General features: G+C 52.7%; 17 protein-coding genes. 9 read left to right on the top strand and 8 right to left on the bottom strand.

Features of this window, described 5'->3' with window-relative positions; all coding sequences use genetic code 11:
• Positions 1-50: 50 nt before the first annotated feature.
• Complete coding sequence (gene mtnA / locus CDH47_RS16820; protein ID WP_100641430.1) at positions 51-1,148, top strand: S-methyl-5-thioribose-1-phosphate isomerase; 1,098 nt, start codon at positions 51-53, stop codon at positions 1,146-1,148.
• Here the strand turns inward: mtnA and CDH47_RS16815 are convergent.
• From CDH47_RS16815 to CDH47_RS16800, 4 genes are all read right to left on the bottom strand, one after another.
• Positions 1,137-1,931 carry a helix-turn-helix domain-containing protein gene (locus CDH47_RS16815; RefSeq protein ID WP_239985868.1) on the bottom strand — a complete coding sequence of 265 codons (795 nt, stop codon included), beginning with the start codon at positions 1,929-1,931 and terminating at the stop codon, positions 1,137-1,139. The genes mtnA and CDH47_RS16815 overlap by 12 nt on opposite strands.
• The gene (locus CDH47_RS16810; RefSeq protein ID WP_193601674.1) at positions 1,931-4,102 is read right to left on the bottom strand and encodes a carboxy terminal-processing peptidase; all 2,172 of its coding nucleotides are present in this window, start codon (positions 4,100-4,102) and stop codon (positions 1,931-1,933) included. The genes CDH47_RS16815 and CDH47_RS16810 overlap by 1 nt, the downstream gene beginning before the upstream one ends.
• A 333-nt stretch (positions 4,103-4,435) precedes the next feature.
• Complete coding sequence (locus CDH47_RS16805; protein ID WP_100641428.1) at positions 4,436-6,586, bottom strand: 3-hydroxyacyl-CoA dehydrogenase NAD-binding domain-containing protein; 2,151 nt, start codon at positions 6,584-6,586, stop codon at positions 4,436-4,438.
• A gap of 32 nt (positions 6,587-6,618) precedes the next feature.
• Complete coding sequence (locus CDH47_RS16800; RefSeq protein ID WP_100641426.1) at positions 6,619-7,827, bottom strand: acetyl-CoA C-acetyltransferase; 1,209 nt, start codon at positions 7,825-7,827, stop codon at positions 6,619-6,621.
• 208 nt (positions 7,828-8,035) lie between these two features.
• Here CDH47_RS16800 and CDH47_RS16795 point away from each other — a divergent pair, with 208 nt between their 5' ends.
• The gene (locus CDH47_RS16795; protein ID WP_100641424.1) at positions 8,036-8,299 is read left to right on the top strand and encodes a late competence development ComFB family protein; all 264 of its coding nucleotides are present in this window, start codon (positions 8,036-8,038) and stop codon (positions 8,297-8,299) included.
• Between the two features lie 10 nt (positions 8,300-8,309).
• On the opposite strand, the gene CDH47_RS16790 is transcribed toward CDH47_RS16795, so the two are convergent.
• Complete coding sequence (locus tag CDH47_RS16790; RefSeq protein ID WP_100641422.1) at positions 8,310-10,769, bottom strand: DUF349 domain-containing protein; 2,460 nt, start codon at positions 10,767-10,769, stop codon at positions 8,310-8,312.
• A 199-nt stretch (positions 10,770-10,968) separates the two neighbouring features.
• On the opposite strand from CDH47_RS16790, the gene CDH47_RS16785 reads away from it, so the two are divergent.
• The gene (locus CDH47_RS16785) at positions 10,969-11,454 is read left to right on the top strand and encodes a regulatory protein RecX (RefSeq protein ID WP_100641421.1); all 486 of its coding nucleotides are present in this window, start codon (positions 10,969-10,971) and stop codon (positions 11,452-11,454) included.
• Between the two features lies 1 nt (position 11,455).
• Here CDH47_RS16785 and mltF read toward each other — a convergent pair whose 3' ends face one another.
• On the bottom strand, positions 11,456-12,997 hold the full coding sequence (mltF, locus tag CDH47_RS16780; RefSeq protein ID WP_100641464.1) for a membrane-bound lytic murein transglycosylase MltF: 1,542 nt from the start codon (positions 12,995-12,997) through the stop codon (positions 11,456-11,458).
• A 269-nt stretch (positions 12,998-13,266) separates the two neighbouring features.
• Here mltF and purL point away from each other — a divergent pair, with 269 nt between their 5' ends.
• Both purL and CDH47_RS16770 read left to right on the top strand, forming a co-directional pair.
• Positions 13,267-17,172 (top strand): phosphoribosylformylglycinamidine synthase, encoded by a 3,906-nt coding sequence (purL, locus tag CDH47_RS16775; RefSeq protein WP_100641419.1) that lies wholly within the window; start codon positions 13,267-13,269, stop codon positions 17,170-17,172.
• A gap of 413 nt (positions 17,173-17,585) precedes the next feature.
• Positions 17,586-17,897, top strand: a complete 312-nt coding sequence (locus CDH47_RS16770; protein ID WP_100641417.1) for a YqfO family protein — start codon at positions 17,586-17,588, stop codon at positions 17,895-17,897.
• Here CDH47_RS16770 and CDH47_RS16765 read toward each other — a convergent pair.
• Positions 17,892-18,455 carry an NUDIX hydrolase gene (locus CDH47_RS16765; protein WP_100641415.1) on the bottom strand — a complete coding sequence of 188 codons (564 nt, stop codon included), beginning with the start codon at positions 18,453-18,455 and terminating at the stop codon, positions 17,892-17,894. The two genes, CDH47_RS16770 and CDH47_RS16765, sit on opposite strands and share 6 nt — an antisense overlap.
• Before the next feature lie 96 nt (positions 18,456-18,551).
• Between CDH47_RS16765 and CDH47_RS16760 the strand changes: the two genes are divergently transcribed.
• Genes CDH47_RS16760 through purT form a run of 4 tightly spaced genes read left to right on the top strand, consistent with a single transcriptional unit; the run spans position 18,552 to position 21,119 of the window.
• Entirely contained in the window at positions 18,552-19,136 is a 585-nt protein-coding gene (locus tag CDH47_RS16760) for a CoA pyrophosphatase (RefSeq protein WP_100641413.1), read from the top strand.
• A gap of 11 nt (positions 19,137-19,147) precedes the next feature.
• Positions 19,148-19,675: a gamma carbonic anhydrase family protein gene (locus CDH47_RS16755; protein WP_100641411.1), complete on the top strand. Its 528-nt coding sequence runs from the start codon at positions 19,148-19,150 to the stop codon at positions 19,673-19,675.
• A 12-nt stretch (positions 19,676-19,687) separates the two neighbouring features.
• Positions 19,688-19,870, top strand: a complete 183-nt coding sequence (locus tag CDH47_RS16750) for a DUF1289 domain-containing protein (RefSeq protein ID WP_100641409.1) — start codon at positions 19,688-19,690, stop codon at positions 19,868-19,870.
• Between the two features lie 52 nt (positions 19,871-19,922).
• Positions 19,923-21,119, top strand: coding sequence for a formate-dependent phosphoribosylglycinamide formyltransferase (purT, locus tag CDH47_RS16745; RefSeq protein WP_100641407.1), 1,197 nt, complete (start codon positions 19,923-19,925; stop codon positions 21,117-21,119).
• A 212-nt stretch (positions 21,120-21,331) separates the two neighbouring features.
• Here purT and CDH47_RS17625 read toward each other — a convergent pair.
• A partial coding sequence (locus CDH47_RS17625; protein WP_205077628.1) for a hypothetical protein occupies positions 21,332-21,552 on the bottom strand: 221 nt, incomplete at its 5' end.

Raw genomic sequence — 21,552 nt, 5'->3', positions numbered from 1 at the left:
TATAACCGTTATACTGCTCATTTTCAGCGTTATGAAAGCGGAGCCAGGCGATGAATAGTTCTATAAAACCCCGATCTTTACACGGCCCTTTGTCTGACCCGCGATATACCGGTACTGTTGCTCTTCGCTGGCATGGCAATAGCCTTGAGTTGTTGGATCAGCGCCTGTTGCCAGCGCAGGAGTGCTGGATAGCCCTGGAATCAGCATCAGGTGTTGCACAGAGCATTCAGGACATGGTGGTGCGCGGCGCGCCAGCCATTGGAATCAGTGCCGCTTATGGAGTTGCTCTGGCAGCCCGGAAGGCTGAAGGTGAGGGCTGGCAAGCTGAGATCAAAATGGCTGTCCGGGAATTAGGCGCTTCACGGCCAACGGCTGTGAACCTGTTCTGGGCCTTGCAGCGAATGGAGCAGGTGCTTGCAGATTGCGTTGCTCTGAACGAGGCACAAGAGCGGCTTGAGCGTGAAGCGGTTGCCATCCATCAGGAAGACCTTGCTGCAAATCTCGCAATGGCAACTTATGCCCTTGAGGCGATGGGGCTTTCTTCCGGTAATCCTTCACCTGTATCTGTCCTCACTCATTGCAACACGGGTGCGCTCGCAACCGGCGGGTATGGCACAGCCTTGGGGGTTATTCGCCGGCTCCATGAGAAACAACTGCTGAAACAAGTCTATGCAGATGAAACCCGGCCCTGGTTGCAGGGAAGCCGTCTTACCGCCTGGGAATTAATGCGCGATGAGATTCCGGTAACCCTGAATGCTGATGGCGCGGCAGCGGCGATTCTTGCAGAGGGTGAGGTGCGTTGGATCATCGTTGGCGCTGATCGGATTACCGCCAACGGCGATGTCGCTAACAAGATTGGCACCTATAGCCTTGCGGTTCTGGCGCGGCATCATAAAGTCGGGTTTATGGTCGTGGCGCCCTCTAGCACCGTGGATATGGCACTGAAGTCAGGTGCAGAAATTCCGATCGAAGAGCGGGATGGTGCAGAAATTCGGGAAATGAGAGGCGTGCCGCTTGCACCGGAAGGCGTGAAGGTGTTCAACCCGGTGTTTGATGTGACGCCGGCAACGCTGATTGATCTGATTGTTACAGAAAAAGGTGCTGTCCGAAACCCGGATGCTGCGGGGATGAGTGCTTTATTTGGGTGATGGCTTTTTCCCGGGAGGTGTTTTGTCTTCTGGTTCTCCGCTGGTTTGTTTTGCAAAGCTTTTACGCAGTTCTGCTACTTGCTGTTCCTGGTCCTCTGCGAAGTGCAGCGACATCTCGAAACTTTGCCGGGTAAAGTCCAGAACTTTGCGGAACCCCTCATCCGAGAGTGTTCGTGCAGAATCATGGCGACGGAAAATGTTGATAAACTCTCGCTCCCGCTCAAACTGCAAAGGTACCCTTGCCAGGCCCCAGTCGTTCAGGATCTGCCAAACTTCCGGGTTGTAGTTACGGGTGGTTCGCATGATGAACGGGATCGGGTCGTTCCGTGCAATCAGGGCAGTCAGGCGGAGAATGAGTTCAAAGGAGAGCGTAGCTGTGCCATTCTCGATGGCCTCAAGAACCGACTTGTCGCGGAGATCAAGGGCTTCACTCATTTCTGAGCGCGTCAGCCCGGCGACTTCCCGAATATCTTGCAGTGACTGGCCAGCTACCAGCATGGCGCGCAGCTGATCCTGAGAGTTGATCAGCGCCCGGCCTACGCGTAAGGATGTATCCGTTGCTCGCGCCCCGAACCGGAAAGCGGATCCCGTGAGGCTCGCAAGGCGGTCAATAATACCTTCAGGCTCTTTGTCCAAAGCAGCTGGGGCCGGCTTGCGAAGCACCTCTACTTCGTCCTGGGAGCGCATGGCGTGCAGTGCATCCAGAAGCATGTCTTGCATTGCCCGGGCTTTGCTCTCGCGCTCCTCTTCGTTAACTGTCGGTTTGTCAGATTTTTCGGCCATTACAGAGTTTCCGCCTGAGCAGCAAACCGCTGGGGTTTAAGAATGGAAGCCATCCGCTTATCCAGTTCCAGCATGTCGGCCATAATGTCGCCACCTTCGCGAATGACGAAATCCAGTTCTTCGTCACTGGATCCCAGATCTGCAGCTTGCTGATCCTGCCAGTCTTCCAGTTCTTCCAGAGAATCGAACGGCTCTTCATCGCGCAGTTCCCGGCGGGCATTGGCAATGGCTAGCCGGGTACGCTCTATTTGCTCTTGCTGAACAGTGCGCTCTTCCAGGTTTAGGCTTACGGTTTCTCTTTGGCGCTGCTCATTGAGGAAGTCGATTTCCTTTTGAAGCAACCTGAAGTCGGGGCTTGTAGCAAAGCGATCGTCATGGCGCTTGCGGAGCTCATCGATGATGCCACTGAAATCAAAATATCGGGTATGTGGAACTGCGTCGATCTGATCCCAGGGCAGGGCATGATCCAGTGCGTCTTCGCCGATACGGGTTTTGTCGATACGGGAAGGGATCTCGATATCCGGAATCACACCTTTGTGCTGGGTTGAGCCACCAGAAACCCGGTAAAACTTGGATTGGGTGATTTTCAGTTGACCATGATTGAGAGGTCTGACTGCTTGTACTGTACCTTTGCCAAAGGTTTGTGAGCCAACTACCAGACCGCGACCATAATCCTGAATCGCACCAGCAAAGATCTCGGAAGCCGATGCGCTCATGCGGTTGGTGAGCACGACCAAAGGTCCGTCGTAGGCAACGGATGCGTCGTCATCACTAAGAACCTGAACTTCGTTGCTGGAGTTGCGAATCTGTACCGTAGGTCCCGTATCGATAAACAGGCCAACCAAGTCGTTTGCTTCATGCAAGGCGCCACCGCCATTATTGCGCAGATCCATTACTAGCCCATCAACGCCTTCCTGCTTCAGCTCGTTAATCAGTTTGCGCACGTCGCGGGTGGTGCTCTTGTAGTTGGGATCACCAGCCTGCATGGCGCGAAAATCAGCATAGAAAGTAGGAACCGTAATTACCCCAACCGTGTATTTCTCACCCTTGCGGTCAAATTCGATGGTGTCTTTACTGGCACTTTGTTCCTCCAGTTTTACTTCATCGCGGCTGATGGAAATGGACTTGGTAAGGGTTTCGTCGGTTGAGCTGGCCGGAACCACCTCCAGTGTGACCACAGAGTTGCGTGGGCCACGAATAAGGTCAACTACTTCATCAAGGCGCCATCCGATTACGTTAACCGGTTTGTCGCCTTCCTGTGTAACCGAGACAATTCTGTCTGCAGGCTTAAGCTGGCCTTGCTTTGAAGCTGGCCCACCAGGCACAAGTCTGACAACTTTGGTGTACTCGTTATCTGCTTGTAGCACGGCGCCGATGCCTTCAAGTGAAAGGCTCATATTGATATTGAAGTTTTCAGAGGTTCGCGGCGAAAAATAGGAGGTGTGCGGGTCCCACATGCCGGCGAAGGCATTCATGTAGGCTTGGAATGCGTCTTCACTGCGGGCCTGATATGCGCGCTTGAGCTGGCCTTCATAGCGTCGTTTAAGCGTATCAACAATGGCACCATCGTCTTTGCCATTGAGGCGTTGAGCCAAGACAGCATTTTTAATTCGCTTCACCCACAGCGCATCAAGTGCTGCTTGATTCGGCTCCCACTCAACGTCTGAACGGTCGAGCAGGATCTGCTCATTCGTTGTGAAATCGAGGTTTTCGATGCCTTCATCAAGGGTTTTCAGTGCGAACTGAAGGCGTTCGATAACTCGTTTCTGAACCAGGTTGTAGATATCAAAGCCTGGTTGTAGCTGGCCTGTTTTGAGGGCTGAGCCCAGTCGGTTTCTGACATTATCAAGTGCCAGCACATCGCTGCCTGTTAAATAAACTCGCTGGCCATCCAGATAATTCAGGTAAGCATCAAACACATCACCGGAAAGCTTGTCGCTAATGCCCAGATCACGGAAATGAGTGAACTGCAGTTGCCTGGCAATAAGAATGTTGGCGCGGGCCTGGTCAATGGTTGGGGCAACCGGTGTAAAAACTTCCGGTTCAACCGCTTTGGCCTGTGCACTGAAGGGTGCTGACAAAAGCAGGGCGATGGTGAGCGCTTTGCATACACTCATTCGACGGGCTTTGAATGGCGCGCGACGAACAGATGCTTTTTCCGCGATGGTCATAGAGACATACCTGACGATGCTGGGGTACCCGCCAGACAAGTCTGGACCAGGATAACCCGTGGGCTGATGGATTTATTGTAGGCAAGGGCTACACCCGTTGCTATAGGCATGACGTGTCGGTTCGTGACAATCTGTCCATGCCCGCGTAGGAAGTTATAAGAAAGACTATAATAATTAATGTGTTAGCTGTTAATGGGGCTGTGCGGACAGTAGTGGCTGGACGTACTTGATGTTTCTTGAAAAAAGCTCGGCTGTAAGCGCAGAAGATAGGTACAGGCATGTTTTTCAGGTAGAAAATGCGGCGGAGGGCAGGCCCTCCGCCGCTCATACCCTTCAGGTGAAGGGTTTTTCCTGCTCTGCGTGCTCAAGCAGCAACGCCGGTGGGGCAAAGCGCTCGCCGTAGGCTTCAGCCAGCTCTTTGGCTCTTTCTGCGAAAGCTCTTACACCATACTGGTTAATAAACTGTATGGCGCCGCCAGTCCAGGGCGCGTATCCGATACCGAAGATACTGCCAATGTTGGCATCTTCCACCCTGCGCAACACGCCTTCTTCCAGGCAGCGAACGGTTTCGATGGCCTGAATGAACAGAATTCGGTCTTTCAGTTCCTGCAACTCCACTTTGCGGGCTTTTTCACTGTCTACATAGAGCGTCTCAAGCTCTGGCCACAGGTACTTTTTGCCTTTGGCAGGGTACTCATAGAACCCGGCACCGGCAGCCTTGCCCGGGCGGCCATGGTCGTTAACCATCTGGTCGATGATCGCTTCTGCAGGGTGTGGCTTCCATGTGCCGCCGGCAGCTTCCAGATCCTTTTTACTCTGGCTGCGAACAAGGTGCATCAGAGTCATGCTGACTTCATCAGAAATGGTCAGTGGGCCGACAGGCATGCCTGCGAGCAACCCGGCATTCTCGATGCTTGAGGGGTGAATACCTTCACCCAGCATGGAGATCCCTTCGTTAACAAAGGTGCCGAAAACACGGGAAGTGAAAAAGCCACGGCTGTCGTTGACAACCACCGGGGTTTTGCCGATTTGCTGAACGTAGTCGAACGCTCGCGCCAAAGTTTCATCTGAGGTTTTCTCACCCACAATGATCTCTACAAGCATCATTTTGTCTACGGGGGAGAAAAAGTGCAGTCCGATGAAGTTTTCCGGCTTGGCAGACGCTTCGGCCAGTTGGGTAATGGGAATTGTGGAGGTGTTGGATGCGAAAATGCCGTTGCTAACAAGCTTCGGCTCGGCCTCGGCGGTCACCTTGGCTTTCAGGTCGCTGTCTTCAAACACGGCTTCGATGACCATGTCGCAGCCTTCCAGGTCGCTGGCGGAGTCGGTGGCCTTGATGCGGCCCAGAATCTCCGCCTTTTTTTCTTCGGTCATGCGGCCGCGGCTAACCTGTTTTGCCAGCAGATTTTCGGAGTAGCTTTTGCCTTTTTCTGCACCTTCAACAGAGACGTCCTTCAGCACTACCTCTATGCCTCGGATAGCAGTGGCGTAGGCGATACCCGCGCCCATCATTCCCGCGCCCAGTACACCCACCTTTTTAAAGGTCTCTTTCTCTACGCCTTCTGGGCGGCTGCCACCGGCATTAATATCGTTCAGCTGGAACCAGAAGGTGCCAGTCATATTCTTGGCAACCTGGCCAATCACCAGTTCGGTGAAATAGCGGGTTTCAATCAGACTTCCGCTATCGAAGTCTACCTGGGCACCTTCAACGGCTGCTGCCAGGATGCATTCAGGCGCTGGGTAGCAGCCTTTGGTTTTCTGTTTTAGCATCGCCGGCACGATTGGCAACTTCTGTGCCATCGCTGGATGGTGGGGTGCGCCACCTGGCATTTTGTAGCCTTTCTGATCCCAAGGCTGTTGCGACTTGGGATTGGCATCGATAAATGCACGAGCCTTGGCCATCATGTCTTCAGGGGAGTCTGCAAGTTCGTCGATAATGCCCGCTTTCAGAGCCGCAGCAGGGCGCAGCTTCTTGCCTTCCATCAGCAGAGGGAAGGCCGCTTCAAGGCCAATCATGCGGGGCAAGCGCTGAGTGCCGCCACCACCTGGTAGCAGGCCAAGCGAAACTTCTGGAAGACCCAACTGAATGCTGCTGTTATTCAGCACAATTCGATGGTGGCATGCCAGGGCAATTTCGAAACCGCCGCCTAGCGCAGTACCGTTGATGGCTGCCACAACGGGCTTGCCGCAAGTTTCCAGCGCACGCATCTGGGCTTTCATGCCGTTGACCATGTCTTCAAAGAACTGGGCATCGTCGCGGGTGACTTTGTGAATTTCGTTCAAGTCGCCGCCGGCAAAAAAGGTTTTCTTGGCGGAAGTAACAATGATGCCTCGAATGTTATCCAGGTCGCCTTGAAGTTTGGCAACCGTCTCGTCGAGGGCGTCCCGGAATGCCGCGTTCATGGTGTTTGCGGACTGGCCCGGCATGTCAATGGTAAGGGTCAGAATCTGATCTGAACCCAGTTCATAACGGATGGCACTCATAATCGGTTCTCCTATTAGAAAAAGTGTGGGGTTCAGACCCGCTCAATGATGGTGGCTATGCCCATGCCGCCGCCGACGCATAGCGTCGCCAGACCAAAGCGCAAATCACGACGCTCCAGTTCGTCCAGCAGAGTGCCCACTATCATTGCGCCAGTAGCGCCGAGAGGGTGACCCATGGCGATTGCGCCGCCGTTAACATTCACTTTTTCGTCCGGAACCGAGAGTTCCTTCTGGAAGCGCATTACCACGGAGGCAAAGGCTTCGTTAACTTCAAAGAGGTCGATCTGGTCAACCGTCATGCCTGCCTTCTCAAGCGCTTTCAGCGATGCCGGAGCAGGACCGGTCAACATGATGGTGGGGTCTGTGCTGGTGACAGCAGTGGCAACGATGCGGGCGCGGGGTTTCAGACCCAAGGCTTTACCTTTGGCTTCACTGCCGATTAGTAGGCCAGTTGCGCCATCTACCATGCCAGAAGAGTTACCGGCGTGGTGCACGTGATTGATGGTCTCTACATAGTGATATTTTTCACGAGCCACGCTGTTGAAACCCATTTCACCCATCATCTGGAAAGAAGGTCTGAGGCCGGAAAGAGACTCAATGGTGGTGTCACCGCGAACGTGTTCATCGCGATCGAGGATTACCACACCATTTTGGTCAGTAACAGGAACGATAGACTTGGCAAAGTAGCCGTTCTTCCAGGCGTTCGCAGCTTTTTGCTGGGACTTGACGGCGAAGCCGTCGACGTCTTCACGGCTGAAACCATCCAGTGTGGCGATTAGGTCTGCACCTATGCCTTGTGGCATGAAGCCGGTATGCATGTTGGTTTGCGGGTCCATAGCCCAGGCACCGCCATCAGAGCCCATAGGGATGCGGGACATAGACTCCACGCCACCCGCAACAACCAGGTCTTCCCAGCCGGAACGGACTTTCATGGCTGCCAGGTTAACGGCCTCAAGGCCAGATGCGCAGAAACGGTTGAGGGTAACGCCAGCGACTTTCTCGTCCCAGTCAGCCGCGAGTGCTGCTGTCTTGGCGATATCTGCACCTTGATCACCAACGGCAGTAACACAGCCGAGAACAATATCGTCTACCTGAGCGGTATCAAGGCTGTTTCTCTCTTGCAGCGCATTGAGCACAGTAGTCAGTAATGTAATGGGTTTTACACTGTGCAGTGATCCGTCTTTCTTTCCACGCCCTCTGGGAGTGCGGACCGCATCGAAGATATACGCCTCGGTGGTCATTGCTTGTCCTCTGGTGTTTGTTGCTTGGGGTTTAACTTTCAAGATTGCTCACCATAGCCGTTTGGTAGCCGTGTAGGTAATGACTCGACCTGCCAATCGGGTTGGCGAAATTGCTCAGGCACAGTGACAGGTGAGGTTCCAGGTTCTATGTTTAAGGGTGGTGTCGAGTGTTTTTATGCTCCCAAGTGGGGTAAGGAGGTACAGCGCTATGTCTTTCAGTAATGCTATCGACAACTTTTACGAACGTTTGGTAATGGAAGCTATAGAGACAACGAGAGAGCCGGGGGACACGGTAGATTACCTAACCGACGTTATGTGTGTTGCCTTGAACAGGTTACCTTCGAGGTATTACAGGCACACCATCGACATGATGTTCTACTTGGCGGATGAAGAGCTTAGGGGAATGAAAGAAAAATCCCTGGCCTCGGTAAAAAGTGCCAGGGATTTCGTCAGGGAACATCAGCGGGAATAAGGGTCGAAACTCAGTTTGCGACCAGGTTGTCCAGTGCTTTGTTCAAGCGCATTGCCAGCGCCGTATCTTTGTTTTCACCAGATGCTTTGAGGCACCAACCGGCGACCAGGCCTTCCACGCTCTGCAGGGCGCCATCCACTTTTTCTGAAGACCCCATGCCTTCGGCGAGTCGCTGTACTTGAATTTCCATGCGTTTTTTCTGCTCATCTTCAGGAGAGGGTAGGCCAGCGAGTATTTCTGCGCGAATAACGATCTCCCGGGCATCCAGAGCGCTCACGCCTTCTCCAAGCACAGACCAGTTATCTGGCAGGTCGCCAGGGGCTAAATCGCCTTCAGTGCCAGCTAGCACGAGGCCCTGCCATTCCGCGATACCTGCTTTGAGTTTTCGTGCTGCAACAGCTTGGCTCAGCCGCTTCTTCTCTGATTGAATTCGGTCTCTGACTTGTGGTGACACCTTCTCGACATCCAGCCGGTGGAGAGCAGAGATGGCCTGTTCCAACATCTGTTCTTCCTGATCAGAGTCAACACTCGAAATCTGTTGTAGCGTTGCTCCAGCTGCTGAGTCGGCCTCTTTTGTCGCGTGTTTCTGTTCCGAGCGCTCAGCCTCTCGGCGGGCAAAAATTTCGTCGCAGGCTTTGCGGAATGCTTGCCATAGTTTGCGGTCTTCCCGGTGGCGTGTAATGCCGACAGATTTCCAGTCTGACTGCAAGGCCTTTGCCTTGTTCATGGCTTCCTGCAAAGGCTCGTGTACTATTAATGCCTGTGCCTGTTCAACGATAGCCTGCTTCAGGCCTTCGTTCTTCTGGCGCTCTTGCTCAATGGGAGCTTCAAGTTGTTTGAGTAGGTCATCGAATTGCTTTTGTACTTGCCGGTTGTCCCGAAACTCCACCGGCCAAGCAGACTTCCATTCCTGGCGGGCGGTCTGGAGAATGTGCTCGACAGCTTTCCAGTCAACGTTGGACCAGTCTGCGTTATTAACAAAATGATCCATTTCAGCGCAGATTGTTTTACGCTTTTCCAAGTTCGCCTGTTTCAGGTCTGACTTAGCTCTGAAGTAGGCTTTACAAGGTTCGTAGGCTTTATCAGAAGCTTGCTTGAAGCGAGCCCATAAAGTGCGGTCTGAGGATCCGCCCAGTTCCCGCCATTCTTTCTGAAGTTCCTTGATGCGCTCGGATTTTGCTTCCGGTTCCATGGACTGCTCTGCCAGATATTCCATCTGTTCACAGAGAGCAATCTGCTTGGGTTCGGTAGCAAACCCTTGCCAGTCCGTCAGTTCCCTGAGCTGGCCGGTAAGTAGCTGTACCCGAGCCTGAAAGTTTTTACTGTGGCGGTGATCGAGCGATTTCAAATGCTGTTGTGCAGTTTTCAGCAGATCCCGGGAGTTCTTGAGCTGCTTTGCTTCCAAGGCTTGCTCCAGCTGGTCCAGGGTTACTTTGAGGCTTTCTGAGTAAACCTGCTGCTGCTCGCGGTTTTCAGTGCTTTTTGCAGGGGCTTTGGGTTTTCCGGCCAACTTGCGCGCGGGCTCCAGTAATTCCGGAGCAGGGAAGCCTTCGGGCCAGCCAATTTCGCTCAATAGGTCTGAGGCATGCTTTTGCTCTTCAGGCGTCGCGTTTTGCAAGTCTATCGACGAGATTGCAAGCAGGGATTCTTTCGCCTGGGCTATATGGCGGACTGCATTGGTATAGTTGCGCAATGCCATCATCGAGCTTTCGTAGGATTTTTGTTGCTGTTTCTCAACCTGAGTCTCACGGGTAGCCTCCAGCCAACGATTTTCCTGGGTTTTCTGAAGAGCATCCAGTGAGGCAAGCGAGGCGAGTGTCCCTGGGGGCTGCTGGCGCAGATCATTCAGGGTTTGCGCTATCAGCTCCAGGGTTTCGTTACGTTGCAGTCGCTGTTCAAGCTCGTGTTTTTCCGCTTCCTGAGCGGCTTTTTGGTCTGCCAAGCGCTCCTTGCACAGGTGTACGGACTCAAGAAACGCGCTGAGTTGGTCGGGTGTTGCACTGGCTTCTACCTTTACCCACTGGCTGAGAATCGCCTCCAAACGTGCTTCAAAGAGATTGGTATCGTCGCTTTTTGCCTGGTCGCGGATATTATGGATCAGCGTAGCGATGGTTTCTGACACTGCATCCTTACGGGCTTGTTCCTCCCGGATAGCCTGTAGTTTTTGTCGTACCAATTGGTAAACGCCTTTGTCGCGGCCTTTGGCCTGCTTTTGGACGCGCTGTAAGAAGCCTGCATCCTGGAGCAGATTGGCAGCGGTGAGCCGGATATCTGCAGTGGCGCCCTCGGTGGCGAGGTTTGCCGCGATATCCTCAGATGGGGAGGCTTGCAACACCTGCAGCTGTTCTTCCCGCAATTCTGCGCGCTTATCCTCTGCTGGCTCCGCCTGTGGCTGAGAGCGATCCGGCGCTTTGCGAGCTGATGTGGTGGGTTTGCGCGATTTAAATAGTTTCTGGAGGAAAGCAGCCATGAAGATATCCTTAGGGATTGAAACCAGTCTACGGTGTCGGGCAAAGTAAGCCAGCACCGGCCATCGGCGCTGTTTGATGTGTGCTCAGAGCGCCGGATACTTTGTGTCGGAAGTTTCGGTGCAGGGACCAAAAACCTGGGCCGATAATACAAAACCGGGGCTAGTCTAGCGTTTTGTGGGCGTTTGCGGGAAGGGCTGAATGGCAAAACAGGAAAATAGCGATGACCAAGAGTACAAAGCGCGTTCGACGGCATTAAGGTTGCTCGCTCGCCGTGAGCACAGTCGCCTGGAGATGGTGCTGAAATTAAGGCAGCGCAAGATTGAAAACTCGATTATCTCAATGGTTCTGGATGATTATGAAGGCGAAGGCTGGCTGGATGACAACCGATTTGCGGAGGTGTACTCACGGCAGCGAATGGACTTGGGGTATGGGTTGTTGAAGATTCAGGCAGAGCTTCAACAGCGCGGGATTCAACGGTTACCGGCCTGCCTGATTGAAGTTTCCGACACCGACTGGATTCGGAATGCGCTTTTGCTCAGGGAAAAGCGTTTCGGTGTGTCGGATTTGAGTAACGATTGGGATGAAAAGGTGCGACAGGCTCGTTTTTTTGCGCGTAGAGGGTTTGCAGCGAATCAGATAGAGAGGGTGCTTGAATCCAAAGAGGTACCCGACGTCGACTTATAAGTTAGAGGGTTGGCGGTATCATTCCCAGCTCCGGGGGCAGGCCGGCTCTCATATTCGCCGTATCTTCAGGTTGCTCAACCTCGGAGTTTCCATCAACAGGCTGCTCCAGGCCCACAAACGGTTCAGTTGACGTAGCCAAACTCTCCGTTGGCTCCATCATTCGTGCGAGTACATCGTAGTACCGGCGAATGTTTTGAACGTAGAGGACAGGTTCGTGGCCACGGGCATATCCATAGCGTGTTTTTTTGTACCATTCTTTCTGGGCGAGTAGGGGTAGAAACTCTTTAACGTCCATCCATCGGTCCGGGTTTTTTCCGGCACCTTCGGTGAGCCTGCGGGCATCTTCCAGATGGCCATAGCCCACGTTATAGGATGCCAAGGCAAACCAGGTTCGATCGGGTTCTGCAATGCGCTCGGGAATCCTGCCGTGCACCATGCGGAAATACTTGGCGCCGCCCTGAATGCTTTCTTCTGCGTCCAGCCGGTTGTTGATGCCAATGTAGTTCGCTGTGTTGCGTGTCAGCATCATCAGCCCGCGAACGCCCGTCGGGGAAACTGCATTGGGGCGCCAGTGCGACTCTTGGTAGCCAATGGCAGCGAGCAGGCGCCAGTCCAGGCTGAATGTGGAAGCTTTATCCCTGAACAGGGCCTCGTAGGTTGGCAGGCGATTTTCTACATGGTGCATAAATGTGCGTGCACCCACATAGTTCAAGTGATCCAGATGGCCATAAAACCGTTCGGAAAGCTGAGCGATGGTGCCGTTTGCCTGCATTTTCTTAATAAACGCTTTCGCCGCTCTTATAAGAGAGTCGTCCTGCTTTCCCGGCAATAACCATGCGAGTTCGCTGGTCTCGCCAAGAGCAAAAGCCTGTTTTACGTGTGGGAAAAAAACGTGGTTGAGTTCGAGCTCATTGGAAGAGACTACTGCGAAGGAGAGCTCACCTGTTTCCACACGAGCAAGAATGCCCGCAGCATCCAAGCCTGGGTGAACCTGCCAGGAGATGCCGGATGCTATCTCTGTAAGGGCTTGCAGTTGTTGCTCATGATTGCTGTCGGGTACCAGGTGTAACTGCTGGCCAGCCAGATCAGCCGGGGCCTCAGGGCGCGCTACATCTTTATTGTAAACAACGATCGATTGGGCTTCGATACCTGTAGGCAGCACCTTGTACTGGGTTTCGAACTGGGGCTGGGCCGAAAGCCCCGCGAGACCGATATGAGCAAAATCCCGGGAAAGTACGGAAAGTACTTCGGTGTTGTCTTCGGCAATCCTGAGACGGAGTTCGACCCCTAGCTCTTCGGCAAAAAGTTTAGCCAGCTCGTAGTCATAACCTGTTGGGCCTTCGCGGCTTTCGTAGTAGATAGAGGGTGCGACCCGCGTTATAACGTGCAGTACACCCTCATTGCGGATCTCCTGCAGCGTGCTTGGCTGACTGCATCCGGAGAGCGTGAGCAGAGCCAAGGCAAGCGTACAGGCGAGGAACAATGTGTTAGCCGCCGCTGCATTGTATACAGTCACAAATCTTGGCAAGTCCCTGGTCTCCATAGCCGCTGGATCATCGGGATGCATGCAAGCAAAATGGTTAGCAGCATCCTGTGTCTTGTTGCGAGTGGTCTCCTTGTCCACTACCCAATGATCTCTTCTGCAGCTAAAGGGGTCAATCGGGTTGGCTAAAAGTTGTGCAAAACAATGTCAAATGCGCTCGAAGGGAATAACCTTTCTGGCGCTGTATCCCGGCAGAGGTTTCGAGTATCATATGCGCCTTCTCAGAATGCACCCGGACTTCCCCGTTTCGCGCGATACAGGTTGATATCATGCTTGAACTTCGCGGCGCACCCGCGCTTTCACCATTTCGTTCACATAAACTCCACGCGAGAATTCAGGCTGTTGTGCCTGAGGTTGAGCATGTTTATGCCGAATTTATGCACTTTGTGGATCTGGAGGGCGCCCTTTCTGATTCCGAGCAGGCCATCCTGGACCGGCTACTGACCTATGGCCCCAGCGTGCCGGCTGAAGAGCCAGATGGTGTGCTTTTCCTTGTAGTGCCTCGGCCAGGGACTTTGTCGCCCTGGTCCAGTAAAGCGACAGATATTGCGCGTAATTGCGGTTTGCGCCAGATTCAGCGTATCGAGCGTGGTACGGCTTTTTACGTAAAGTCGAGCAAAAAGCTTGGGCTGGATCAACGCGAGAAAGTTGCAGCCTTGCTGCACGACCGTATGACCCAGAAAGTCTTCCATGAAATGGGCGGTGCCCAGTTACTATTCAATCATGAAGAACCGCGTCCCCTGGAGCGCGTTTCTGTGCTGGCTGGCGGCCGAGCGGCATTAGTGGATGCCAACAGGCGCCTTGGTCTTGCCTTGGCCGATGACGAAATTGATTATCTGGTGAAGTCGTTCTTAGGCCTTGAGCGGGACCCGACCGATGTTGAGTTGATGATGTTTGCTCAGGCAAACTCCGAGCATTGCCGCCACAAGATATTCAATGCCTCTTGGGATATAGACGGGGAAGGCCAGGAAAAATCCCTGTTTGCGATGATTCGTAATACCTTCGATATGAATAGCGAAGGAGTGCTGTCTGCATATAGCGACAACGCCTCTGTTATTCAGGGTAGTCGCGGCGGGCGCTTTTTCCCGGATCCTGAAACCGGAGTTTACGGTTACAACCAGGAAGATATTCACATTCTGATGAAGGTGGAAACCCACAACCACCCGACAGCGATCGCACCTTCGGCAGGTGCAGCCACAGGTTCCGGCGGGGAAATCCGCGATGAGGGCGCAACTGGCCGTGGTTCCAAGCCGAAAGCCGGGCTAACCGGTTTCACCGTTTCTAACCTCAATTTGCCAGAAGACCCGCAGCCTTGGGAAATCAGCTACGGCAAGCCAGAGCGAATTGCTTCTGCTCTGGATATCATGATTGAAGGGCCCATAGGTGGTGCCGCTTTTAACAATGAATTTGGTCGCCCTAATATAGCCGGCTATTTCCGTACCTTTGAGGAAGAAGTTGCCGGCCCTGCTGGCGATGAAGTCCGTGGTTACCATAAGCCGATTATGATTGCGGGTGGGCTTGGTAATATTCGGGCGGAACATGTTGAAAAAGGCGAGATTCCAGTTGGGGCCAAGCTCATTGTTCTGGGTGGGCCCTCCATGCTTATCGGTCTGGGTGGCAGCGCAGCTTCGTCAATGGATTCCGGGTCCAGTAATGAAAATCTTGATTTTGCTTCCGTTCAGCGCGACAACCCTGAAATGGAGCGCCGCTGCCAGGAAGTAATTGACCGTTGCTGGCAGATGGGTGATGAGAACCCTTTGTGCTTCATCCACGATGTTGGCGCAGGCGGCCTTTCTAACGCTATGCCCGAGCTGGTGAAGGATGGTGGCCGCGGTGGCAAGTTCGAATTACGGGATATTCCCAGCGATGAGCCAGGCATGTCGCCACTGGAGATCTGGTGCAACGAGTCTCAGGAGCGCTACGTCATGGCTGTGGCTCCTGAAAATCTGGAGCTTTTTGATGCCCTTTGTCGCCGCGAACGTTGCCCGTACGCGGTAATTGGTGAGGCAACCGAGGCTCATCATCTCGAACTGAGCGATTCCTACTTTAACGACAAGCCTGTTGACCTGCCGATGGATGTGCTGTTTGGCAAGCCGCCCCGCATGCACCGGAGCATTACCAGGGCATCGTTTAGCAAGCCGATCTTTGACTCAACAAAAATCGACCTGAATGATGCCATTCGCAGAGTGTTACGTCTGCCCTCCGTCGGGTCCAAGAGCTTCCTGATTACCATCGGCGATCGTACGATCACCGGGCTTGTGGCAAGGGATCAGATGGTTGGCCCATGGCAGGTGCCGGTTAGTGATGTAGCGGTGACTGCAAGTTCCTTTGATGTTGTAGCCGGCGAGGCTATGGCAATGGGTGAGCGTACGCCAATCGCAACCATCGATGCGCCAGCGTCTGGCCGGATGGCTGTGGGCGAGGCAATTACGAATCTAGCCGCAGCAGCCATAGGAAAGCTTTCTGATATTCGCCTGTCTGCTAACTGGATGGCAGCCGCCGGCCACCCCGGAGAGGACGAAAACCTTTACGAAACAGTTCGCGCCGTTGGTATGGAGTTATGCCCGGCACTGGGGATTACTATCCCCGTCGGAAAAGACTCTATGTCCATGAAGACCGTCTGGGAAGAGGATAGCGGCGAACAGAAAAGTGTTACTGCACCTTTGTCTTTGGTTGTCAGTGGTTTTGCGCCAGTAACAGACGTTTCACAGACCCTGACGCCGCAGTTAATAACGGATGTGGGCGATACGGATCTGATTCTCGTAGATCTGTCCGCTGGCCAGAATCGACTGGGAGGGTCGGCTTTGGCTCAGGTCTATCGCCAGGTTGGCGCTGTAGCACCTGACCTGGATGATCCCGAAGATATCAAAGCATTCTTTGCTGTGATTCAGGGGTTGAATTCCGACAGCAAGCTGCTGGCCTACCATGACCGTTCTGACGGTGGTTTATTCGTGACGGTTGCCGAGATGTGTTTCGCTGGGCGGACCGGTGTGGATCTCAGGCTGGATGGTTTGGTGGATGATGCCAGCCAGATTGCTCGCGAGGTGTTTAATGAAGAGCTGGGTGCGGTTATTCAGGTGCGTAGAGCTGACACCGAAGAAATACTCCAGCAGTTTTCAGCTGCCGGCTTGGGCGACCATGCCAGCGTAATCGGCACACTGAACGATCAGGATCGCCTGCGTTTGCTTTTGGAAGGGGCAATGGTTTCGGACGATTGCCGAACAGAGCTTCAGCGCCTATGGTCAGAAACCAGCTATCGTATTCAGTCATTGAGGGACAATGCGGACTGTGCGCAGGAAGAGTTCGATAACCTGCTGGACGCAGACGATCCGGGGCTGCATGTAAAGCTCACTTACGATGTAAATGATAATGTCGCTGCGCCTTACATCAACAAAGGGGCTCGACCCAAAGTTGCGGTTTTGCGTGAGCAAGGCGTCAATGGGCAGGTTGAGATGGCAGCAGCATTTGACCGTGCCGGTTTTGAATCTGTCGACGTACACATGAGTGATCTTCTGTCGGGGCGTGTGAATCTGGAAACGTTCAACAGCCTTGTGGCCTGCGGCGGGTTCTCATACGGGGATGTGCTTGGGGCCGGTGAAGGATGGGCCAAGTCAATTTTGTTTAATGACCGGGTTCGTGACCAGTTTGCTGCGTTCTTTAACCGCCAGGACACTCTTGCGCTTGGTGTGTGTAATGGGTGTCAGATGCTGTCTAACTTGCACGAGCTGATTCCTGGCAGTGAAGGCTGGCCGCGTTTTGTTCGTAACCAGTCGGAACAGTTTGAGGCTCGTCTGTCGATGGTTGAAGTGATGTCGTCACCTTCAGCTTTCCTTGAGGATATGGCTGGATCTCGCATGCCCATTGCTGTTGCGCATGGGGAGGGGAGGGTAGAGTTTTCCGGAAGTGCCTCAGCGGCTGAGCTGGCGGAAAGTGAGCGCGTAGCAATGCGTTTTGTGGACAATCGGGGCCAGGCAACAATGCGTTACCCCTATAACCCTAATGGTTCGCAGGACGGCATTGCCGGGGCTACAACCCGCGATGGCCGCATCACAATCATGATGCCTCATCCTGAGCGTGTGTTTCGCGCTGTTCAGCACTCATGGCGCCCTGCAGATTGGCAGGAAGATGGTTCCTGGATTCGGATGTTCCGTAACGCTCGGCGCTGGTTTGGCTAGAAGAACGAAGCGTTGAAGAAACCGGCTTTTGAGAGTCCTGAAATGGCACTTTTCAAAAGTCGGTTTTTTTGTGGCTGAAGAGTCGTGTTTTCGGGTTTTTCAAGAGAAAAAAGTGGTCATATTGGATAAATACCCCTTGACTCATAATGTTTATGCACATTGCGCCTTATACTCTGTGTGTTCTATGAGCAATATAGCGTATACCGGTTCAGTTTTTGTTCGCTGCTGGTAACTTGTTGAAAAATAGGGGGTTAGTTAAATGGGTGATTTTGTCGCCAATTTAACTCGAGGTCAGTAAATACGGGGTTTATGGGCATGTACCCCAAATTTTTCCCCAGAGTTATCCACAGAATCTGTGGGTAAGTGGCTAAGCTATTAATCTGTACAAAAAATACCCGTTCTGGAGAGGCTCTATGTATAAAATCTGCTATTTCGTACCCGAAACTCATTTGGAAAAAACCAAGCAAGCACTGTTTGACATTGGGGTGGGGCGCATTGGCGATTACGATTCCTGCGCTTGGCAATGTCGCGGGCAGGGGCAGTTTCGCCCTCTTGAAGGTAGCACTCCGTTTCTGGGGCAGAGTGGAGAGTTGGAGGTTGTGGATGAGTTCAAGGTTGAACTTGTTTGCACTGATGAACTTGTCAGCAGAGCAGTCGCGACGTTGAAGCAAGCTCATCCTTATGAGGAGCCTGCTTATGAGGTGTATCGGATGGAAGAACTATAAGTCGTCTTTGCTTCGAGTCGCTGCTATCGGGCGGCGAATATCACGAATGTGTACGCCGAAAGACTCGTTTTTAAGGTCTTCCAGAAAAAGCTCCAGAGTCTTGCGCACTGTGGGGAAGGAAATCTCGTCCCAAGGGATCTCATCCACAGCAAACAGATGGGCTTCAAGAGATTCCTCACCTGCTCCATAGTGTCCGTTTTTGAGGGTGGCCCTATAAAACATGTGTACCTGATTTATATGCGGTACGTCGACAATCGAATACAGGGCATCAATATCGACTTCAGCCAATGCCTCCTCTTGCGTTTCACGCTCCGCTGCCTCAACGGTTGTTTCGCCATTTTCCATATAGCCGGCCGGGAGAGTCCAGTATCCATAGCGAGGTTCTATGGCACGCCGGCAAAGCAGGATTTTGCCTTCCCACACCGGAACAGTGCCCGCAATGATGCGGGGGTTTTGGTAGTGTATTGTGCTGCAGTTAACACACACATAGCGGGGACGGTTGTCTCCCTCAGGAACGCGTTGCATTACCAGATGGCCGCATGTACTGCAGTACTTCATGTTTTTCCCCGTATACTGGAAGTAATAGAGTGCCCAGCTTAATGATCTTAGCTGTCGCTGTCTCCTTCAACACCGGATTTTCTCGGGAGTTCCGAATTGCGTGATTTACTTGTTCAGCGCTTAACCGACTATGCGCCTCGGAAGCTCAATCTGAACTATACCGAAGCGGGTATACTTGTGCCGGTGACAGATGACCCTGGCAATCCGGAAATGATATTTACGTTGCGCTCGCAGAATTTGAGCACTCATAGTGGTCAGGTTGCCTATCCGGGGGGGAAGCGTGACGCGGAAGATTTCTCGTTGGCAGCTACGGCGTTGCGAGAAACCCATGAAGAAATTGGGCTGCCACCCGATCGGGTTGAGATAATTTCACCACTAAGTCAGGTCATGTCACGCCATGGAATACTGGTGACCCCATATGTAGGAGTTGTGCCAGAAGGGTATCCGTTGAAGCCCAATCCTGGTGAAATCGAGAGTGTGTTTAGCGTACCTCTATCCTTTTTTCTGGAAGATCAGCGTGAGCGTACAGATGCGATACCTTTTCAGAATCAAACAATCCATGTTCCCTGCTATCGCTGGGAGCGGTATCAGATCTGGGGGTTGTCAGCAGTGGTTCTGGTTGAGTTTTTGAATGCGGTATACGATGCAGAGATAGATTTGTTCAAGCCACAAAACCAATAAGGAATGACGAAATGCTTTATGAATTGGATGGCCGAGCCCCTCAGTTAAATGGCGGCGGTCAGTTTGTTGCCGAAAACGCGACAGTGGTGGGTAACGTAGAGCTCCATGAAAAAAGCAGTGTATGGTTTAATGCTGTAATACGTGGAGATAATGAGACTATTACCATCGGACCGGAAACCAACATTCAGGATGGTTCGGTTCTCCACACTGACCCGGGTTCCCCTCTGACTCTGGGTAAAGGTGTAACCGTTGGCCACAAGGTCATGTTGCACGGCTGTGAGGTTGGGGACTATTCACTAATCGGTATAAATGCAGTTGTACTGAACGGTGCGAAAATTGGTAAACATTGTCTCATCGGCGCGAACACACTGGTTCCGGAGGGAATGGTTATTCCGGATGGGTCTCTGGTAATCGGTGCTCCTGGCAAAATTAAGCGTGAGCTGACTGAGCAACAAAAGAAGATGCTCGAGCTCAGTGCCGCGCACTACGTACACAATGCCAGCCGCTATGTGAAAACCTTCAAACCTGTAAACGATTGAGGTCAATTGGTTATGGCCGCTGAGGAAAAAGTTCGCTCGCCCTGTGTGAGCATATGCGCTCTCGATGAGCGGGATATATGCATAGGCTGCCAACGAACCGGTGATGAAATTCTGCACTGGACATCAATGACCAACCGTGAGCGCCAAGCTGTACTTGAAAACGTTGCAGAGCGAGAGCGGGAAGTGGCTCTTTAACGAAACGTAAAAATAGATTGATAGGGCTTAGCTCCCTTCTGGAGGAATTGGTTTGAACGATGTTGGGAAGGTAACGCTGGGTACACCACTCAAGGCGAACGCATTTAAAGTGCTGTTGTGCGGTTCAGGGGAGTTGGGTAAAGAAGTGGCGATTGAGCTGCAGCGTTTTGGGGTCGAAGTGATTGCTGCGGATCGTTATCCCAATGCGCCTGCCATGCAGGTGGCTCATCGCAGTCACGTGATTGATATGCTGGATGCCAAGGCACTCCGCCGTATTGTAGAGCTTGAAAAGCCCAACCTCATCGTTCCGGAAATTGAAGCCATTGCTACAGCGGAGTTGGTTGCACTTGAACAGGAAGGGTACAAGGTTATTCCCTCGGCTAGAGCCGCTCACCTGACAATGAACAGAGAGGGTATTCGGCGACTGGCATCTGAAGAGCTGGGGGTGAGAACTTCGCCTTACCGGTTTGTTGATACCAAAGCGGATTTTCTGGATGCCGTCGGTGCCATTGGTTTGCCGGTAGTCGTTAAACCTGTGATCAGCTCTTCCGGGAAGGGGCAAAGCACAATAACCAGCGAAGACCAGATTGATGTTGCATGGGAGTATGCGCAAACCGGCGGGCGAGCAGGCAAGGGCAGGGTTATTGTTGAAGGCTTTGTGAAGTTTGATTATGAGATTACTTTACTCACTGTCAGGCACTCTGGTGGGGTGAGTTTTTGTGAGCCAATTGGGCATCGCCAAGAGGAGGGGGATTATCGTGAATCCTGGCAGCCTCAGCCTATGACACCTGCAGCGCTGGAACGATCTCGCGAAATTGCCTTGAAAATCACAGAGAACCTCGGAGGATACGGGGTCTATGGGGTGGAGTTGTTTGTTGATGGAGATGATGTCTATTTCTCCGAGGTGTCGCCAAGGCCCCACGACACTGGTCTCGTTACTTTAATATCCCAGGATCTTTCCGAGTTCGCTTTGCATGCCAGAGCAATACTTGGATTGCCGATTTCTGCTATCCGTCAACAGGGACCTTCCGCATCAGCGGTAATCTTGCCGGAAGGGAGCTCCAAAGCTGTCTCGTTTTCGGGGTTAGAGAGCGCGCTTGCTGAACAGGATGTCCAGTTAAGGCTGTTTGGCAAACCGGAGCTTGCAGGTCGGAGGAGAATGGGAGTGGCTTTGGCTAGTGCTTCTACTATAGAAGAAGCTAAAAACAAGGCTGTTAAGGCAGCGAGTACGATTAAGGTTAGCCTGTAAGCTAGTTGTCAGCGTTGCGGTCGGCAGCGGAAGCGATTGTAGGGGCGCCTCTAATGCGCCCCGAATTGAATAAACTAAAATAGTTGTGTTGAACCGTTGACACCTGCGGCAGTCTCTGTAGAATGCGCATCTCTTTCGAGGGGAGCACAACTTAGTAGCTCTGCAGAGGAAGAGTAACCGCTTGAAAAAACTGAATATTTGAAATTTTTTGTTCAGTTCGACGGTTGACAAGATGATAAAATGCTGTAGAATGATTCATCTTGATTAGGAAGTGACGGTTTATCTCGATTAAGTGTTGTTTCTCTTCTTCGAAATAAACGGTTGACAAGGCGGCGAGACGATGTAGAATACGCCACCTTGATTGAGCAACGGCTCAAACGCTCTTTAACAAATTGACCAAGTAATTCGTGTGGGCGCTGACTGGAGTATTTCG

This window comes from Marinobacter salexigens (genome assembly GCF_002806945.1).
In the GTDB taxonomy this organism is placed as follows: domain Bacteria; phylum Pseudomonadota; class Gammaproteobacteria; order Pseudomonadales; family Oleiphilaceae; genus Marinobacter; species Marinobacter salexigens.
The sequence above is the reverse complement of the archived record's forward strand: the minus strand, read 5'-3'. Positions and strand labels throughout refer to the sequence as shown.

Coding starts and splice junctions, on each gene's coding strand:
- CDH47_RS16800 (WP_100641426.1), bottom strand. CDS start 7,827: ATGACCACCGAGGCGTATATCTTCGATGCGGTCCGCACTCCCAGAGGG.
- CDH47_RS16785 (WP_100641421.1), top strand. CDS start 10,969: ATGGCAAAACAGGAAAATAGCGATGACCAAGAGTACAAAGCGCGTTCG.
- mtnA (WP_100641430.1), top strand. CDS start 51: ATGAATAGTTCTATAAAACCCCGATCTTTACACGGCCCTTTGTCTGAC.
- CDH47_RS16805 (WP_100641428.1), bottom strand. CDS start 6,586: ATGAGTGCCATCCGTTATGAACTGGGTTCAGATCAGATTCTGACCCTT.
- CDH47_RS16815 (WP_239985868.1), bottom strand. CDS start 1,931: ATGGCCGAAAAATCTGACAAACCGACAGTTAACGAAGAGGAGCGCGAG.
- CDH47_RS16790 (WP_100641422.1), bottom strand. CDS start 10,769: ATGGCTGCTTTCCTCCAGAAACTATTTAAATCGCGCAAACCCACCACA.
- CDH47_RS16765 (WP_100641415.1), bottom strand. CDS start 18,455: ATGAAGTACTGCAGTACATGCGGCCATCTGGTAATGCAACGCGTTCCT.
- CDH47_RS16810 (WP_193601674.1), bottom strand. CDS start 4,102: ATGACCATCGCGGAAAAAGCATCTGTTCGTCGCGCGCCATTCAAAGCC.
- CDH47_RS16755 (WP_100641411.1), top strand. CDS start 19,148: ATGCTTTATGAATTGGATGGCCGAGCCCCTCAGTTAAATGGCGGCGGT.
- mltF (WP_100641464.1), bottom strand. CDS start 12,997: ATGGAGACCAGGGACTTGCCAAGATTTGTGACTGTATACAATGCAGCG.
- CDH47_RS16750 (WP_100641409.1), top strand. CDS start 19,688: ATGGCCGCTGAGGAAAAAGTTCGCTCGCCCTGTGTGAGCATATGCGCT.
- CDH47_RS16770 (WP_100641417.1), top strand. CDS start 17,586: ATGTATAAAATCTGCTATTTCGTACCCGAAACTCATTTGGAAAAAACC.
- purL (WP_100641419.1), top strand. CDS start 13,267: ATGCTTGAACTTCGCGGCGCACCCGCGCTTTCACCATTTCGTTCACAT.
- CDH47_RS16795 (WP_100641424.1), top strand. CDS start 8,036: ATGTCTTTCAGTAATGCTATCGACAACTTTTACGAACGTTTGGTAATG.